Here is a 17,370-nt window from a genome sequence, read left to right on the forward strand (position 1 = left end):
ACCGACAAAATACAAGAGCATTCAATACTTAATAATTTTACCATTTAATAACTTTCCATTTTGTGCCTGTATTCGGCCAGTCTCTGTGAGAAGCTACATTAACATCTAGCTTGTGTGTAAAACAATTCAACCATCCTGAACTCTGTTTTGGTTCAAAATTTTCCAGGCCGATAGTTCCTTGCTCATTGACATCAATTCTCCATGCTGTCCCAGAATGCTGGTGTGGAAGGCTAGCAACTAATTCAACATTTTTGTCTCCTATACGAGCTAAGTATCTTCCTTTATTGACCCCTTGATTTTCTAATTTAATAACTCCTTTACTCCAATCAATTACATCCAATTTCCATTTTGTACCCCTATGATTTGGTATGGAATCGACTAATGTAACATCTCCGTCTGTTGTTACACCATCTAGGAAACTAGGGCCTCCCTCGTGTCCTAGACATAGAAGTGAAATGACATCACCATCTTGCAAATCAACATCCCTTAGCGGTGAGGGTAGTATTTGCGGCAGCAGAGTGATCGCTAATACAGCTGCTACGATCGCTACCAGAAGCCATGTTCGCCAACGAGACCTCGTGTGTTGGGTAGAGTTAATTGGTGAAAATTGCGATACGGGACGGTTAATCTTGTCACGCATTTCTTCCCAAGTCGGCGGTACTGCATAAGGATTTTGAAAAATTACTGGCAACCAAGTCGCGCCTGGTATCTCCTGAAATTCTTCCAGCCGTATTCGCGCTTGCCGAACCGAGGTATACAAAGATTGCCCATTGGCAAAATTCTGGAGAAACACTCGTAAAAATAATTGTGCAACTTGGTCTGGTACGGACTCTCGCATGACAATAACGACTGGAATATGGGAACTGGTCAGCAGCAGCTGCGCTAGTCCCAAACCGTCGCAAGAATTGAAAATTGCTAGTTTTAAGCCGCGACGCACAGCTTCCTGCAAAGCATGTCTAAAATTTCTAATCTCTAGGTACTGGCTTTCATTAATATAAATCCGTCCTCTTTCACCTTGTGTCTCGCTGTGACCTGCAAAAAAGAAGATGTCCCAGCCTTCTTCTCTATGCAGTTTTTGGATAATTTCTTGTGGACTGGGTTGCAACAAAAATTTCGGGTCAGTATCTCTTAAACGTTTGATTTCGTACTCGTCCTGCTCGATATCAATATCGTCACTGTCTCCTAAAACCGCCAGGATTCTGACTTGGTTGTTGTAATTTGTTTGCGTCACTTCTGGGGTTTCGGTTCCTAGGGGACTAAAGGCGATTTCGACATTGGGATTTCTCTCTATCAAATCCCATACATGCCAAGGCAGCTTCCACAATGTGCGGTTGTCTGTTTTGATAATTACTCGAACTTCATCGGGAGTATTAGCTAACAGCACCACCAATGTCTCTCTAATTTCTCTCCATCCTCGTGATGAATTTTGCAGCCAATCTCTCATCCTCTCTTCCAATCTTTCAAAGAATAAGCGGCAGGCACTAGCACCCTCGTCAGTAGAGCGGTGGGTTGGTAGGGATTCAAACTGCCAGATATTATCCGTATCGCTCTGTCGTTGCCGAGGATTTTGGTAACGCCCTCTCAAATCGCGAAATACCTCATACCAACTTCTATACAAATCTTCAATTTCTGGGTTAGCAGGTAGCCTGGCATCTTTGTCAGCTAATAGATGTCTGTTATCCTCAAAGGTCTGTAGGTTTATATCAAACCCTTGCTCGAAGCTACCGTTGATAATCTTCAAAACAGCTAACCAGCCCATAACTACTTACAAGTTATTGTTAAATTTAGGTGACAAAATTCTCGGTCACACTAGCATTATCCCCTGTAACTCTGATGCAAAAACGGGTTCCGGGTGGGAGACTAAAACATAGTTGAAGCAATTTATCCTTACCTCGGCTTTGGGCGTTACTTCTGGCTGTGACTTCTTGGAGCGTTTCGCCGAATTCTGTGAGAACAGTGAGTTTCAAGCCAGGAGGTAGTTTGCCACCGCTACATGGCTGCACTTGCAGAAAAACACCGATTCTCTCGTCAGCTTTTGGCATGATGGCAACAACTAAGGCGACGGTGTTACCTCCCAATTGCATCCCTAAGTCAATTAGTCTAGCTTTTTTAATACCAGCTTGGGGATTTCCTGGGTCTACCTTTCCCAAGCTCAAGGCGGCTTGCCAACGAGTTTCTTCATCCCGCGCTGCTTGCAGCAACTCGGTCAAAGCTTTGATAGCATCTGGATTCCCAGCACCAATTTCCCCTAAGACACCGGCTGCTTGGTAACGAATTTCCTCGGGTTGATTGGGTTGCAGCAGACGAATTACAGAAGCGATCACGTTTGGGGAAGTACGCTCAACTTCTTTCTGACCACGAATTGGTATTGGTTCTGGTGAGGCGAAGATGTCTTCAAATGTCTGCCAACCGTCTTCAACTAGATTTCGTCCCGATTCAACTATATGCCGCAACCACTGCCTTAACTCCACTGGCTTCTTGCTAGGTGCTGCTGCGTGTGATACGACCTGAACATACGGATTCGCCACCCGCCGGTTGTATAGTGTTTGCCTCCATTCATCCGATGCCAACAGCGATCCCCATATTGCAAAAGGAACTTCCAGTCGGGGAGAATAGGGAGTTTTCTGGCTCAGTTGCTCTAATAACCTGTGTGCTTGTGTTGGTGATAAAGTAGGCAAGGGTTTAATTGCTGCCTTGTGATCGCTGCCTAGTTCCCGTGCCACCCACATCACATTTAACTCTTCAATCAACTCTCCTCGCTTCAGCGAATAGGTGCGGCTAATGCTGTTATATTGTCCTGCCTGCTTCAACTTCTTGTGAGTAGCGTATCCCCAAACGCGCAACCAGCAGTCATCAGGATTCACTTGTACTGCTAGGTAATAATCTGCTGCCCATTGGGGAATATCTACCCATTCAGCTGGCACTTCATACTCGTTGATGTCCATCCCCTCGTTTGGAATCAGTATAATTCGGGTTTCACCTAGCTGAATCGCTGTGCCATTCACCACCTCCCAAAAACTGGATAAATCATCTCGGCTTGGCCATACCTCTGGCTGGTCTTCTACACCCGATTCTGCTTTGAGCCAAGCTAAAAAGGCATCCAGAGTCAAGCGGTTCTTGAATGCAGTCCAGCGAGCTACGTCATAAGAATATTCCTGCTGTGATGATCCTGTTTGCTCAAGCTCTTGAGGTGAAAGTTCTAGCCATACTTGGTTTGGATAAAGGGTTGTGAGTGCTGATAAAATATTTGACATTTTTGTTTCTCCACGCTAAACGAAATCAGGATCGGGAAAATTAGCAATCAGTCTTTGTACAAGGGTTACAATTTTGTCAGTTCGTGGATTTAGTAAATCTGGGAGAATATTTAAGCGGTTTTGAATCCATTCCTTGATAGCTGTTGCTAATTCTTCCCTGCCTGTTACCACTTTGTTACTTACTTCCAATTCACAAAGTTGTAACTGACGGGCGATCGCTGCTTCATCCATTTGCCTAAAATAGCGTAAGTGCAGTATATTTCGGCGTTGGTCATCAAGCTGCTCCCATGCAGTCCGAAACACCGATTGAAAAATCAAACTTTTGTAATACTTTTTCAGGCACTCCTTCAGTGGGGACTGCATTTCATTAAGACTTTCTGAGTCAGGGGTAACACCTAGCTTTTCTTGCGCCCATTGAGCCACTTGCTTGAGCAGTTGCTGCATCGCTTGATTGTAGCGGTTACGAACCGTTGTATAATAAATTTCAAAAATGGGGGCAATCGAGCGATAGTCTAGAGCAAAACCGTAGATCAATAGCAGGCAGTTATCAGTGTCTGAGTCTATCCGTGTCAATAATTCTGTCAAAATAGCCGTTAGTGCAAAGGCGGGTTCCTGAATTTCAATTTGCTCCCACTGAGATTCAGATGCACCATTGAGAATCATCTCAGATAAGACAGCAGAATCTTCATTCCCTCCTGTAGGGGAATCGAGGGAGATAAGGTGTTTGGTTTGATACGTTCTTAACGCCTGAATGCATTCATTGAGCCAAGCTTGAATCTTCGCCTGATTAGCTTTGCCCAGAGCAGCTACTTGAGGAGACTGTACCAACTTGTTATATAAATTTGCCATCATATGCAACTGTTCATCTGTTGGTGCTGGGAGGGAGCGGCCACCAGTTACTCGTTGGGGAGCATAAATTTCCTTGAAACTGTCCCAGGCTAACAGATAGCAGCTTAGTTGCGGTTGTTTATACCCTTGATTTTGCAGAGCTTCTTGTAGATATGTCCGAGTACTATACCTCAATAACCCCCAATCCGAACGCCTCTTCTGCATTCCTAAATTGCGAACAATCTCATCCTTAATTTTGCCCTCCATTTTTATATAGGCATAGTTTTCTAAGGGAAGCTGAGAGTTAAAGTTGCTAAAAAAAATGTCTGGAGTGCTAGAGAACAACCAAGCTATCTGCCAGATATCATGCTGGTCGTATTTGAGTTGAGTGTAATGCTGAAAATTGTTCAACTCTCTATAAACTTTATTGGCAGCCCGATAGCCGAGTTTTTCCAAGTAAGCCGACATATGCCTGAGCGCCAGTGGCTCACAGTCAAAAGTGTTCACAAACAACCGCGCCCAAAATTCTGCATCCGCATTAGGTTCTGTCTGATACAGAGTTTTGATGTTTGTTTCTAATTCACGGTCAGATACCCAGTAGACATTCCATAGCCCATTGCTGTCTTTTAGCCTGGGATGTGTGGAAAACTTCCAGATAATTGTCATGCACCCCTCTCTTCTGAATTTTTAACAGCTGCGGTGAGCCGCCTACTTCTCTTTTTATATCGGTTCAACGCACGAGGTTTGTTGCTGACTTTTGGATAGTTTACATAAATATTGCTAGTGGCGATCGCCTGTTGTTAGGATGCCGGTCTGACCCAGAGTTCAACGATTTGCTAATCAGCTACGGCTTTTCCTTTGCGAATCGAGCGATCGCTTGTTACTAATAACTTAGACGTAACGAATTGTAAATGAAAATGTACAAGTTCTTGAAGCTTACCTGAATACTCAAATAGAAGATCGCAAGTTCATCGCAGGAGATTGCATAACTTATGAATAGATATACTATATTTCAACGTCTTACAAAGCTTAGTACACAAGTTATATTTGCCTCAACACTCCTAGCAACAACCGCTCCAGCAAGCTCTGCTGCAATTATAGACTGTGGCACTATTAGATGTAGTATATATTTTACGCGTAGCGAAACACGCACTATAGCAGCTGGTGGAGGAGGGGTCGCTGGTGTACTCGCTCTTGCTGGATCGGCAGGCCCTTACTTAGCAGCATCAGCTGGCGTTCTTACTAGTGTGGCAGCAGTAGCACAAAACGAGAACAGGTGCTTACGAGTTGTTTATCTTAAGGAATCAGTCAGAAGACATATACCCACTACCGCTACTCCTATCATTACTGGCTTATACCGTGACAGTTCTCGTTTTTGTAGAGACTAGCAAACCTAAACTGGTGGCGATCGCCTGTTGTTAGGATGCCGATCTGACCTAGAGTTCAACGATTTGCTAATTAGCTAAGGCTTTTTTCCTTGTGTATCGAGCGATCGCTTGTTACTAATAACTGAAATGTAAATAATTGTAACTAAAAATGAACAAGTCCTTGAAGTCTACCTGATACCCAGATAGAAGCTCACGAATTTATCACTTCAGTATTGTCCAGTAGTAAGTAGCTCGTTAAAAAGATAGGAGTTAAAAATGAGTGACAATTTCTCACGCCGTCAGATCATAAAGGCGGCTGGCGGATTAATAGTCGGTGCTGCCTCCGCAGGAAGTGTTCCACTGATTAGCAATTTGATTGCTGGCTTTACTTTAATTGAGCCAGCACACGCACAAGCACGACCACCACGCGATTGTGACGGTTTCGTAAGAAGCAGGTTTCCAGTGACTACTCCATCTGGTAGACCGTTTCGTCTCAAATGTCTAGGTACTGGTAGTGGTGATTACAGATTTCTAAACGGTGTAACAAGAGGAGGCAACGTTAATTTAGTTCTCAATACACAATATTATTCAGGCACAGCCTGGGGTGCAGATGAATACCGCGATTCATCTGGACTATACATTTACACTTTCAAATGCAGAGGTAACGATCAAGGCTCTGGTACGGTATCGTGGCTAAACGGTAAAACGTTAGATCGTGAAGTCGATTTAGTTAGGAATACAAGCCCATCAGGCGCTAAGTGGGCTGCGTACAACCGTCCTGGTACTGATGAATGGAAGTTTTATTGTCTGGGCGATCGCTCTGGCCCAAGATGGCTAAACGGTATAACTTTTAGGACGGATCGTGATAATAATGTTGATCTAGCAGATGGTTGTAGTTTTCCCTATACAGGTACTACCTGGCGACGGCAATAAACTTGTTACATTAGAATTACGATAGTTGTTGTGCAACTCATTATCATATTATTTTTGGATAAATCCTGTCTTTTGTTTTTCTGGAATAATTTATTCTTTGGAAGTCCCGTATTCTCGAAAGGACGCTGCCAGCATGGGAATTAAAACTTATTATTAACCCTACTTGCGAGTTATTAATTTTAGGTGCAAAGCGTCCGAAGAGTCGTGAGAGCGCTGGCTTTAAAGAAGAATTCAGAATCCAGGAGTCAGAATCAATTAGTGGCGGGTCTGAATCCCCCACTAATTGAAGACCGCTAAATTGAAGATTTAGCGGGGGTTTTAAACCCATTTATTCATCTACCAGTCGTACAGAATTCAATTTCTTATTCTGACTCATGACTCCTGAATTCTGTTTTGATAATGGTTATGTAATCTGTTTTAAAGCTTGCTAAATACTGTCTGGAAGTTATAAGGTGGATTTTTGAAAAGATAGAGGCGATCGCGTTTAAAAGTAAATAAATACTTAAAAAAATGGTTGTGCTTCTAGTTATATTTGTTGGTTTGAGTATTTTCTGTTTTGGCCGATCGCTTTATTTCTTTGTATTTGAGCCATATCATATCACTTTAATTTGTAATCGAATTAACAAGTACCCAGGTAGGTGTTTTATTTTTAGAAAAAACTTACTAAATTCCAAACTGAATAAATTTTCACTTTTAGATTTACAATAAGCTAAGGTTAAACAATATGATACTGTTATTTCTTCTTCGGGTTTGACTGTAAAAACTTATGAGGTTTTACTTATAGTTGGTCAAGGTCGAAATACTTCAGCTATAACGCTAAAAAGGGCATTCTCAAAAAATTATGAAAAAGTAATAAGAATAGCTGCTCAAATTAATAATTTCATTTTTAATACTGAACTAAAATCTTTAGAGGTCAATTCAAATTTAGAGAACAGAGTTTTTCGGGGAGTACTTATGGCTATTATAGGTGTTGTTAATACTTTTATTTTGTTTACTATGTTTGCAAATTAAACTCAAGTAGTGCATTAGGAAATTAAAGAAGAGTTTGCCAAAGTGGAACGATCTAGTCGGCAGCAGCTTGTCAGCATCCACTGTTGTCCTGTTGATGGTAAAAGCCCCACAGCTTTAATTCATCTCATCAATAGCTTATTTAAATGGATAGTAAGACAGGTATTCTGAAGACTTTTGCGACAGACGAAACGCGCAATTCGCCGTTACATACTGCCAGACACGGTTAATTGAAACTCCAGAGGAAAATTCAGAATGGTAGAATTTCTTGGAATTATCTTTTTATTAACGGGTCTTTGGATGATTATCTTCTCTGCACATATGAGAACTCTTACCTGTAACCGAGTTGATAGCAACCAATACATCTGTGAAATACTGGAATCAGGTTTGCTGTGGTCAAAAGTGATTCCACTTGGTAAGCTTATTAGCGCTGAGGTTGAAACGAAAACTACTGGTTATTACTCACCTTCTAATGTGTTTAATACATTCTACGGAGTAATACTCTTTGCCTCTAGGCGCAATTTTCCATTTACGCTCAATCACACTATAAGTAGTAAGAAGCAGGAAGCAATTGTGTTTGAGATTAATAGCTTTGTTAGTAATCCCGCACAAAAATGTTTGACAGTAAGGGAAGATAGACGTTTTTCTTATTGTTTCTCAGGCTTGTTAGCGATCGCTGCTGCTTTCCTCTTTTTTATCCTATGAGAATAAAATGACTGCCTACGTCTTTAATTCCTACTTCAATCATAAGCACCTAACGGAATTTCTGCTTGCTCAATTAAAAGCGAAGTAGTCCCCTAGAAGAACTGCGTGTAGTTGCTTGGGAGCAAGCATTCCTTTTGAGACTTAACGGGAAAAGTCAAGTTATAAATGCGTTAGGACTTAGGATTTTCAGGGAGGAGAAACCACCATAACTCTAGTCCAATTAAAGCAAAGCCAAGCATTGCAACACCAACTTTCAACCCCAAAGGCTGCTCGATGCGGCGAAATTGACTGGTTTGCTCTGACGACGAAGCTGACATTTCTGCTAACGCTACGCCTGATGTTCCAGTGAGTAGCACTAAAGCTGTTAGGCTTCCCCAAAGTGTTTTTTTGCTAAACATTTTTTATCCTCTGCAATTATGAAGTAGCTTTTGGTCGAAAGTTACGTAATCTCAGGGCATTGCTGACTACAGAGAGCGAGGAAAGAGCCATCGCTGCTCCGGCGATAATTGGATTGAGCAACCAGCCAAAGATGGGAAATAGAATTCCCGCTGCAATGGGAATGCCGATAACGTTGTAAATAAAAGCAAAGAAGAGATTTTGCTTAATATTGTTGATGGTAGCGCGGCTGAGTTGAATTGCTGTAACGATCGCTTGCAAGTCTCCAGAAATTAGGGTAATGTCGCTAGCAGCAATCGCCACATCTGTTCCCGTACCAATGGCAATTCCCACATCGGCCTGTGCTAGTGCTGGTGCATCATTAATCCCATCACCAACCATCGCGACGATTGAGTGCTGAGTGCTGTTAGCGGTAGCAGGACGTTTAGCCCGTGCTGAGTTAAGAGTAATAAGTTCCCCTCCTGCTCCCCTGCTCCTCTGCTCCCCTGCCCCTCTGCCCCTCTGCTCCCCTTGCAGAGATTGAATAATCGCCGCTTTTTGATCTGGTCGGACTTCGGCAAAGACTTGTTTGATACCAACTTGTTGAGCGATCGCTTCCGCAGTTTTTCGATTATCTCCGGTAAGCATTACTACTTCTAAACATAACTTTTGTAGTGCTTTTACTGCTGTGGCTGATGAAGGTTTGAGAGCGTCGGCAATAGCGATTATTCCTTGTATTTGCCCATCTACAGCAATTAAAATAACTGTTTTGCCAGCAGCCTCCCAGGTGTCTTTATACTCCTGAAGTGCAGCAGTATTAATTCCCAATTCTGTTAACCAGCGCTGTGTGCCAATTTGTACAAAACAGTTAGCAACAATTCCCTGGACGCCACTACCTGCATAAGCCGCAAAATCAGTTACCCCTGGCATTGCTGTTAAACTCACCTGTTGAGTCTGAGCATATTTCACCACCGCTTCCGCCAAGGGATGCTCAGAATTGCGTTCTACGGTTGCTGCCAACTGTAAAAGTTGGATTTCATTATTATCGGCTGTGCCATTGACAGTTACAAAGTCTGTAACTGTGGGTTTGCCTTGAGTCAATGTACCAGTTTTATCTAGAACGATGGTTTGAATTTTGTGCGCCAGTTCTAAGCTTTGAGCGCCCTTAATCAAGATGCCATTTTCTGCACCTTTGCCTGTACCCACCATCACAGAAGTTGGAGTCGCTAAACCCAAAGCACAGGGACAAGCGATAATTAGTACACCCACCGTTGTGATTGTGGCTAGGGTGACGTTGCCCATAAAGATAAACCAAATCACAAAAGTGGCGATCGCGATCGCAATCACAGCTGGTACAAACCATCCTGTAACTTGATCTGCTAAACGTTGAATTGGTGCTTTGGAACCTTGTGCTTGTTGCACTAGTTTGACGATTTGAGCCAAAAACGTATCTTTGCCAACTCGTGTTACCCGAAACTGAAAACTACCAGTTTTGTTAATCGTTGCACCAATCACTTCATCCCCTGGCTGTTTGCTAACTGGCAGACTTTCACCCGTCACCATTGCTTCATCTACCGTCGAAGCGCCGGCAATCACTTCTCCATCTACCGGAATTTTTTCACCAGGACGTACCAAAATCACATCATTAATTCTGACTTCGGCGATGGGAACATCCATTTCTACACCATCACGAATCACTCTGGCATCTCTGGCTTGCAGTCCAATGAGTTTACGGATAGCTTCAGAAGTTTGTCCCTTGGCGCGATTTTCTAACAACCGCCCCACCAGAATTAAAGTAATGACAATAGCAGCAACTTCATAATACACATGAGGCATCAAGCCCTGAGCAATAAAAAATCCAGGGAAAATAGTGACAACTAAAGAATATAGATATGCTGCACTTGTGCCTAAAGCAATCAGCGTGTCCATCGTCGCCGTATGACGCTTAAAAGCTTTCCAGCCATTTCGGTAAAAAGAGCCACCACACCAGAACTGGATAGGTGTTGTTAGCAAAAACTGTACCCAAGGATCATGCAGAAATCCGGGAATCAGGGGCAAGTGTAGCCCAGTCATCATGGGTAATGATCCCACAAACAAGAGAATGCTGATTACACTTCCCACCACTACCTTAAGGGTGAGTTGACGTTGTTCGGCTTGCCTACTTGCTTTTTCAACATCATCTTCTCCAGAGAGTTCTTCCTGGAGTGAGTAAGACGAGTATCCCGCAGCATCAATCGCAGCTTGGATTTTCTCCAAATTGGTTCGCTTGCGATCATAATTGATGGTGGCTTGCTCTGCTCCAAAGTTAACATTGCAGTCAATCACCCCAGAAACCGAGCGAATCGCCTTTTCAATGTTGTTGGCGCAGGAGGCACAACTCATGCCTCGCAGTTTGAGTGTAAGAGTATCCATAACTAGATGAACCGCTGTAACTGGTGTGGATGAAGGAGGTAGGGGGCAAGGGAATTTTAGATTTTGGATTGAACAATCTAAAATTCAAAATGGGGGAGGCAGGGGAGATATATTTTGGAATGCAACAATGAGTTTTTGATACTTGTAAATGCAGCTCGGAACTCTGTAAACGAGTTTTTGAACTGGATAAATCCACCTCGGAACTCCCCTGCCCCCCTACCATCTATTGCGATCTTCAAGAAAAACGAACGAGATTAGGCAGCTGGATAGCCAGCAGCAATCAACGCTTCCTTAACTACTGTTTCTGATGCTTGAGTTTCTACACTGACAAGCTTGGTTGTGGGATCAGCTTGAACGTCAGCGTTGGCATCGACTGCCTGAAGTGCTTTGGTAATGGTGTTTGCACAAGCAGAACAAGCCATGTTGGGAACTGTGAGTTTAAGAGTCATAGATTTACGGGATAAAATAAACAACCGCGCCAAACCAAGCTGGATGACTGGGGCGCATCTTTGAAAAAGTTAAAGGAGCAGGGACAGTCTTCCCCGCGGCTTCTGGTTTCTGCCTGAGAGCTCCCTTGAATTTATCCTAGACTCTCTATCCGACTGGAGAGTCTAGAGATTTTTAAAAGTTTTTTACAAAGTTTCAAAACCGAGATTAACTACCCAGCAAATTAGTTTGTAGTAAGGACTTTAGTCCTTGCTTTTTTAAGCACTAAAGTGCTTACTACGAACATCTCAAAACTTTTGCAACAGATCACTACGCAGGATTATGTTTTGGCTTATAGCTAAATAATGGCTTGAGTGTTGGAAACAAAAACTTCAATGAGCCATTCAGCATTAATCTTAAAGTAGGGGATTTTGCGAAAACACAGGGGGAATTTCATTGGTTCCGCAACCAGAATTCCAGGAAAATTCGTCGATGCAGCCAATCCAGCGTGTATTGGGGAGTTTGAATACTTACCGATGGACTTCGCTGGGAGCATTGGTTAGTTTGTTACTCTTGACGGTTGCTAACGCGGCTACCCCCCAACTATTTCGCTGGGGAATTGATCAAGGCATTGTCAAACAAAATTTACAAATTGTACTTTATAGCGCTGGCTGGATGGTAGTCGCGGCGATCGCCCGCGGTTTATTTAACTTTGGACAAAGCTATTGGGCAGAAGCAGCATCTCAAGGTGTTGCCTATAACCTGCGAAACAAGATTTTCAGCAAGATTCAAAATCTCAGTTTTAGCTATCATGACCAAGCACAGACCTCCCAACTGCTAACCCGCGTTACCAGCGACATTGAGCAGATCCGCACTTTTGTTGGTACTAGTCTGATTCAAGTAATCGGTGCAGTTGTAACATTGGTAAGTATTGCGGTGATTTTGCTGGTGATGAATTGGGAACTGGCGCTGATTACGCTGACGGTAGTGCCCCTATCAGGATGGTTGATGGCGCGATTCATTACCCAAAATAATGGATTATTCCGGCAAGTCCAAGAGCAACTGAGTGACTTGAATGCCGTATTACAAGAAAACTTGCTGGGGATAAGGGTGGTGAAAGCCTTCGTGCGGGAGTCTGCCGAAACGAGGCGTTACACAACCATGAATGATGCCTTAGTCAAGGCAAATATGAAGACGATTAGCGCCATTCGCAATACATTTCCGTTTATTTTTTTGCTGAGTAATTTGGTGACGCTGGCAGTTTTTGGCTATGGGGGGGCGCAGGTAATTGGGGATAGATTCTCCATTGGTGAACTTGTGGCGTTTAACTCTTACCTAGCGTTGATTCTCCAACCAATTTTGTTGATTGGATTTGCTGCACCGGCGATCGCTCAGGCGGCTGCTTCTGCTGAACGAGTCTACGAAGTGGTGGATGCAGAAGTTGAAATTCGCGATCGGCCCGATGCTGTCCCATTTACAAGTTGCGGAGGTCGAATCACCTTTGAAAACGTTTCCTTTCGCTATCCTGGCTCAACAACTGAGACTCTCAAAGACGTTTCCTTTGAAACAAAACCCAACGAGCTAATCGCCATCCTGGGAATGACCGGTTCTGGAAAAAGCACAATTATGAACCTGATTCCCCGCTTTTACGATGTCACCAAGGGAGCGGTTCGCATTGATGGCTGCGATATCCGAGATTTCACATTAAAAAGTCTGAGATCTTGCATTGGCATTGTGTTTCAAGAAACCACACTGTTCTCTGGCACTATCCGTGAGAATATTGTTTATGCAAAACCCAATGCAAGCCTAGAAGAAGTGATTGAGGTTGCTAAAACTGCACAAATTCACGATTTCATCACCAGTTTACCTGATGGCTACGAGACGATTGTGGGTGAACGCGGCATTGGTTTGTCTGGTGGACAAAAGCAACGGATTGCGATCGCCCGCACCTTACTAACTGACTACGGCATTCTGATTTTGGATGACAGCACCTCAGCTGTGGATGCCAAAACTGCTGCTCAAATTCAAGCAGCGCTAGATCGTTTAATGTGCCAAAAAGCTTGCACAACCTTTGTAGTAGCTCAGCGCATTAGCACTGTGCAGAATGCCGATCGCATTTTTCTTATGGATAAAGGACGATTGGTAGCACAAGGTACTCATGAAGAATTAATGCAAACAAGCCCGCTCTACGGTGTGATTTTGGAATCTCAAGTCAAGCAAAAGGTGAAAAAATGATCCCATAGGATAAGTAGTACTATTTAACATTCCTGTATTTAATCTAAAATCCAAAATCTAAAATCCAAAATTGGTATGAGAGGCACTGTTCCTATTGTTGCATCCGAGCAAAAGCCGAGTCAGCAACTCTCCACACTACGGCGCTTTTTGCAATACCTGCGACCATATCGCAAAGAAATTCCTATCGCCCTCATATTAGTAATGACCGGTGCTGCAACCCAGGCAATTGGGCCATTTTTACTCGGCTGGTCGGTTGATAACTTGATTGCAAAGGGGAACTTGTCGGGACTACTCCAGCTATTAGGGCTACTGGGACTAATCTACGGGCTTGGTATTTGGGCAATCCGGGGTCAGATTATTCGAGTTGGCTGGATTATGCAACGATTGCTGGCTCAATTGAGGCAAGACATTTTTACTAAAATTCAGAGTCTACCGCTGAGCTTTTTTGATCGCAGCGAAGCGGGTGATTTAATGAGCCGCTTGCTGAATGATGTTAGTACTGTGAATCAGGCTTTTGGACAAACTGTTGCTCAAATGCTGGGCAACACTTTCAGTTTGGTGGGCATTGTCATTGCTATGCTCTCAATTAACCTGCAACTTGGTTTGTTGAGCAACTTAGTTGTGCCACTAATGATTTTTACCACAGGCTTGTTTGCGCGTTGGGCAAGAGCTAGATTTCGCGTCACCCGACAGACAATTGGTGAACTTTCCGCCAAGTTGGAAGAAGATATTGGCAGTGTCCGAGAAGCACAGGCATTTAATCGGGTACATCTCAACATCGAAGAATTCAAAATTCTCAACGCCGCAAATCGTGATGCTAACGTCCAAGCAGTGGCAATTACTGCTGCATTTTTGCCATCAATCGATTTTCTCAACACCCTAGCAACCGCAGGTGTGCTGGCGTATGGTGGCTATCTTGCCGTCACCGGAGGGGCAACAGTAGGTGTTGTGACATCTTTCTTGCTTTATGTTCAGCTGTTCTTCCGTCCCATCCAGATTCTCAGCCAGTTTTACACTCAAGCTCAGTCTGCTTTTGCCGGATTAGAGCGGATATTCCTACTGCTTGATGAACCATCGCAACTCAACGATGCACCCGATGCTACTGAAATGCCACCTATTCAGGGTGAGGTGACATTTGAGGATGTCAAGTTTGGCTATAACCCAAATCAACTAGTTCTCAAAGGAGTGAATTTGCACGCCCAACCAGGAGAGATGATTGCATTGGTGGGAGCGACTGGATCTGGAAAAACTACGATTATTAACCTGATTTTGCGCTTTTATGATGTGTCTGGCGGTGCGGTGAAAATTGATGGAATTGATGTACGTAGCGTCACTCAAGCAAGTCTCCGGCGTCAAATTGGCATCGTCCTACAGGATAATATTTTGTTCAGCGGTACTGTAGCTGAAAATATTGCTTTTGGCTCTCCTTATGCCACCCAAGCCGATATTGAAGCAGCGGCTCAGATGGCGAATGTACATGAGTTTGTTACTTCATTGCCACAGGGTTACACAACTAAATTAGGTGAACGGGGATCACCCCTGAGCCAGGGACAGCGCCAACTCATTAGCATTGCCCGTGCAGTGTTAATCAACCCCCGAATTCTCATTCTTGATGAAGCAACTAGTAGCATCGATACCCGTACAGAGGCACTAGTGCAAAGTGCGATCGCCCGCTTACTCCAAGGTCGAACCAGCTTCGTGATTGCCCACCGCCTCAGCACCGTTACCCAAGCAAATCAAGTATTGGTAATTCAGCAGGGACAAATCATCGAGCAGGGAACCCACACAGAACTCATCAGTAAACAGGGTGTCTACGCGAATCTCTATGCCCTCCAGCTGGGCGCAGCAACCACATCTGTTTGAGGAAGGGTACAAGGGTCAAGGGTCAAGAGTTAGGAGGCAGAGGGGCAGAGGGGAAAGACTTACTGCAAATTCTCCCTGCTCCCAATCTCCAGTCCCCAGTCCCCCCTGGTATTGGGTTTCGGGAAATGAATCGTACGAAATCTATTAATTTTGATGGCTACTTTCAAGTTTATAAACATAGCTTTTACTAAAATTACATACTTATTACAATTACTTATATTTTATTCCTCCCATTGCTGCCGTAATTGGGACACTGTGGTGTTGGCTTGCTTCTGGGCGGTTTAGTTGTTCCCCCGTTATGCTACCCTTCACTCTTTTTGCTTTTGGATGAATGGACATTTTTCTGTGAAGTCGGCAGATCCAGATCATTTTTAGCTAACCAATCTTCAATCAATTCAGCTGTAACGTCAGACATATTCAATCCCTTGAAAAAGCAAGCTGTTTTAAACCTGTCTTTTGTTTCAGGTGATAGGTAAACCCTAATTGAAGCTTCTCCTTGTGCCACACTATACCCCAACTAATGAACTTATTCACTAGTTTATTGGTGCAATGGTTAATAGAGCAAAATTATACATTAGTTGACTAATGCATTGGTACACTGGTATGCTATCACCTATGCCTAAAGAAAGACACACAACAAAGGCAATAGACGCCAGAAAGTGTCAACGTGGGAAATTAAATATCCAATAAGCGAACAAAGCCAAAATTGGCTTATGTTGGCTGAATTCGCCTAAAAATCATACTTCTAGACAAACATGAAACCAGATTATGGCTCATGGTAGTTTTTTGTGATGACTGGGATGAATGTAACGGTTGAACTAAGCAACACACTGGAAACAGTTACTTTAAATTCATCAATTTATCTAGGATAGTAGGAGCTTAGGTGTGCTAAAAAACTTCTGGTATGCATGTGAATTCAGCGCAGCTGTTAGCAATAAGCCCAAGCAAATTGTGATGTTAAATCAAAGATTTGTCCTCTATCGCAATTCTCAAGGGCAAGTCGTAGCATTGAAAAATCAATGTTCTCATCGTGGTGCTGCATTGTCTATGGGTTGGTTAGAAGACGATTGTATCCGTTGTCCTTATCATGGATGGAAATTTCAATCTGATGGACAATGCATTGAAATTCCTTCTAATGAACCCGGAAAACCCATCCCTACAAAAGCTACTATAAACAGCTATTCAGTGCAAGAAAAATATGGTTTTATCTGGCTATTTTATGGAGACTTACTAGAAGAAGAACGCCCACCAATTCCTCCTTTACCAGAATACGAAGACTCGACTATGCATCCCATTTACTTAGAGTATGAGATGAAAGCTAACTACACTCGAGTCATTGAAAACGCTCTTGATCCAGCCCATTTGTATGCAGTTCATGCTAATTCTTTTGGAGCGGGATTTGCACAAGATCCAACAGTAGAAGATTATATTGTTCAAGATGAAGATTGGGGCATCAGTACCAAAATCACATACAAAAATTACACTAAGCCTAAAAATGGTGTATTTAAATCTTTCTTTCGTCCAGCACGCACACAGTTAAATGCAACAACTAGCTTTTATCTCCCTAACATAACTAAAATTGAGAGTGATTTTGGTCGTGGCAAAATGATTAATTACGCTGTCCACATTCCTGTTGATGACAACACGACCATTAGTAAGCGTATTCAGTTTCGCAATTTTTTTACCTACTCTTGGGCAGATAGTTTATTCGTGAAGTTTCACCACAAAGTTGGTTTAGAAGATAGGGTAGTAACTGAGTCCCAATACCCCAAATTCATACCTGATATGTTAACAGAAGTCCATGTTCCAGCTGATGCTTTAACTCTTGCCTATCGCAGGCTTCGCCACAAATATTTATCTCTGGGCTGGGGTTTGAAACTTAATCAGAGCGAATCAAAAAACTCCAACCAAGAGCAAACACGACTTTCTTACGCCTCCTTGAAAAAATAAATTCAAATTTGACG

The 17,370-nt window shown here is 43.1% G+C and carries 13 protein-coding genes; 6 read left to right on the plus strand and 7 right to left on the minus strand.

Features of this window, described 5'->3' with window-relative positions:
- Positions 1–37: 37 nt before the first annotated feature.
- The 3 genes from FNW02_RS17990 to FNW02_RS18000 are packed head-to-tail and all read right to left on the minus strand — an operon-like array spanning position 38 to position 4,748.
- Positions 38–1,759 (minus strand): CHAT domain-containing protein, encoded by a 1,722-nt coding sequence (locus FNW02_RS17990; protein WP_191758882.1) that lies wholly within the window; start codon positions 1,757–1,759, stop codon positions 38–40.
- A 25-nt stretch (positions 1,760–1,784) separates the two neighbouring features.
- On the minus strand, positions 1,785–3,254 hold the full coding sequence (locus tag FNW02_RS17995; protein WP_191758883.1) for a DUF1822 family protein: 1,470 nt from the start codon (positions 3,252–3,254) through the stop codon (positions 1,785–1,787).
- Between the two features lie 15 nt (positions 3,255–3,269).
- Positions 3,270–4,748, minus strand: coding sequence for an RNA polymerase sigma factor (locus FNW02_RS18000; RefSeq protein ID WP_191758884.1), 1,479 nt, complete (start codon positions 4,746–4,748; stop codon positions 3,270–3,272).
- 326 nt (positions 4,749–5,074) lie between these two features.
- On the opposite strand from FNW02_RS18000, the gene FNW02_RS18005 reads away from it, so the two are divergent.
- From FNW02_RS18005 to FNW02_RS18020, 3 genes are all read left to right on the plus strand, one after another.
- Positions 5,075–5,470, plus strand: coding sequence for a hypothetical protein (locus FNW02_RS18005; RefSeq protein ID WP_191758885.1), 396 nt, complete (start codon positions 5,075–5,077; stop codon positions 5,468–5,470).
- 255 nt (positions 5,471–5,725) lie between these two features.
- Positions 5,726–6,382 carry a hypothetical protein gene (locus tag FNW02_RS18010; protein ID WP_191758886.1) on the plus strand — a complete coding sequence of 219 codons (657 nt, stop codon included), beginning with the start codon at positions 5,726–5,728 and terminating at the stop codon, positions 6,380–6,382.
- 1,263 nt (positions 6,383–7,645) lie between these two features.
- Positions 7,646–8,095 (plus strand): hypothetical protein, encoded by a 450-nt coding sequence (locus tag FNW02_RS18020; RefSeq protein WP_191758888.1) that lies wholly within the window; start codon positions 7,646–7,648, stop codon positions 8,093–8,095.
- A 170-nt stretch (positions 8,096–8,265) separates the two neighbouring features.
- Here the strand turns inward: FNW02_RS18020 and FNW02_RS18025 are convergent, their stop codons facing one another.
- The 3 genes from FNW02_RS18025 to FNW02_RS18035 form a co-directional block, all read right to left on the minus strand.
- The gene (locus FNW02_RS18025) at positions 8,266–8,493 is read right to left on the minus strand and encodes a hypothetical protein (RefSeq protein ID WP_191758889.1); all 228 of its coding nucleotides are present in this window, start codon (positions 8,491–8,493) and stop codon (positions 8,266–8,268) included.
- Between the two features lie 16 nt (positions 8,494–8,509).
- On the minus strand, positions 8,510–10,882 hold the full coding sequence (locus FNW02_RS18030; protein ID WP_191758890.1) for a heavy metal translocating P-type ATPase: 2,373 nt from the start codon (positions 10,880–10,882) through the stop codon (positions 8,510–8,512).
- A 254-nt stretch (positions 10,883–11,136) separates the two neighbouring features.
- Positions 11,137–11,331, minus strand: coding sequence for a heavy-metal-associated domain-containing protein (locus tag FNW02_RS18035; RefSeq protein ID WP_191758891.1), 195 nt, complete (start codon positions 11,329–11,331; stop codon positions 11,137–11,139).
- 469 nt (positions 11,332–11,800) lie between these two features.
- Here FNW02_RS18035 and FNW02_RS18040 point away from each other — a divergent pair, with 469 nt between their 5' ends.
- Together FNW02_RS18040 and FNW02_RS18045 are read left to right on the plus strand one after the other, a co-directional pair.
- Complete coding sequence (locus FNW02_RS18040; protein WP_191758892.1) at positions 11,801–13,543, plus strand: ABC transporter ATP-binding protein; 1,743 nt, start codon at positions 11,801–11,803, stop codon at positions 13,541–13,543.
- A 75-nt stretch (positions 13,544–13,618) separates the two neighbouring features.
- Positions 13,619–15,406, plus strand: coding sequence for an ABC transporter ATP-binding protein (locus tag FNW02_RS18045; protein WP_191758893.1), 1,788 nt, complete (start codon positions 13,619–13,621; stop codon positions 15,404–15,406).
- A gap of 301 nt (positions 15,407–15,707) precedes the next feature.
- Here the strand turns inward: FNW02_RS18045 and FNW02_RS18050 are convergent, their stop codons facing one another.
- Entirely contained in the window at positions 15,708–15,911 is a 204-nt protein-coding gene (locus FNW02_RS18050) for a plasmid partition protein ParG (RefSeq protein ID WP_191758894.1), read from the minus strand.
- 380 nt (positions 15,912–16,291) lie between these two features.
- On the opposite strand from FNW02_RS18050, the gene FNW02_RS39940 reads away from it, so the two are divergent.
- Positions 16,292–17,356: a Rieske 2Fe-2S domain-containing protein gene (locus FNW02_RS39940; protein ID WP_191758895.1), complete on the plus strand. Its 1,065-nt coding sequence runs from the start codon at positions 16,292–16,294 to the stop codon at positions 17,354–17,356.
- Positions 17,357–17,370: the final 14 nt, after the last annotated feature.

Source organism: Komarekiella delphini-convector SJRDD-AB1, from assembly GCF_014831675.1.
Taxonomy (GTDB): domain Bacteria; phylum Cyanobacteriota; class Cyanobacteriia; order Cyanobacteriales; family Nostocaceae; genus Komarekiella.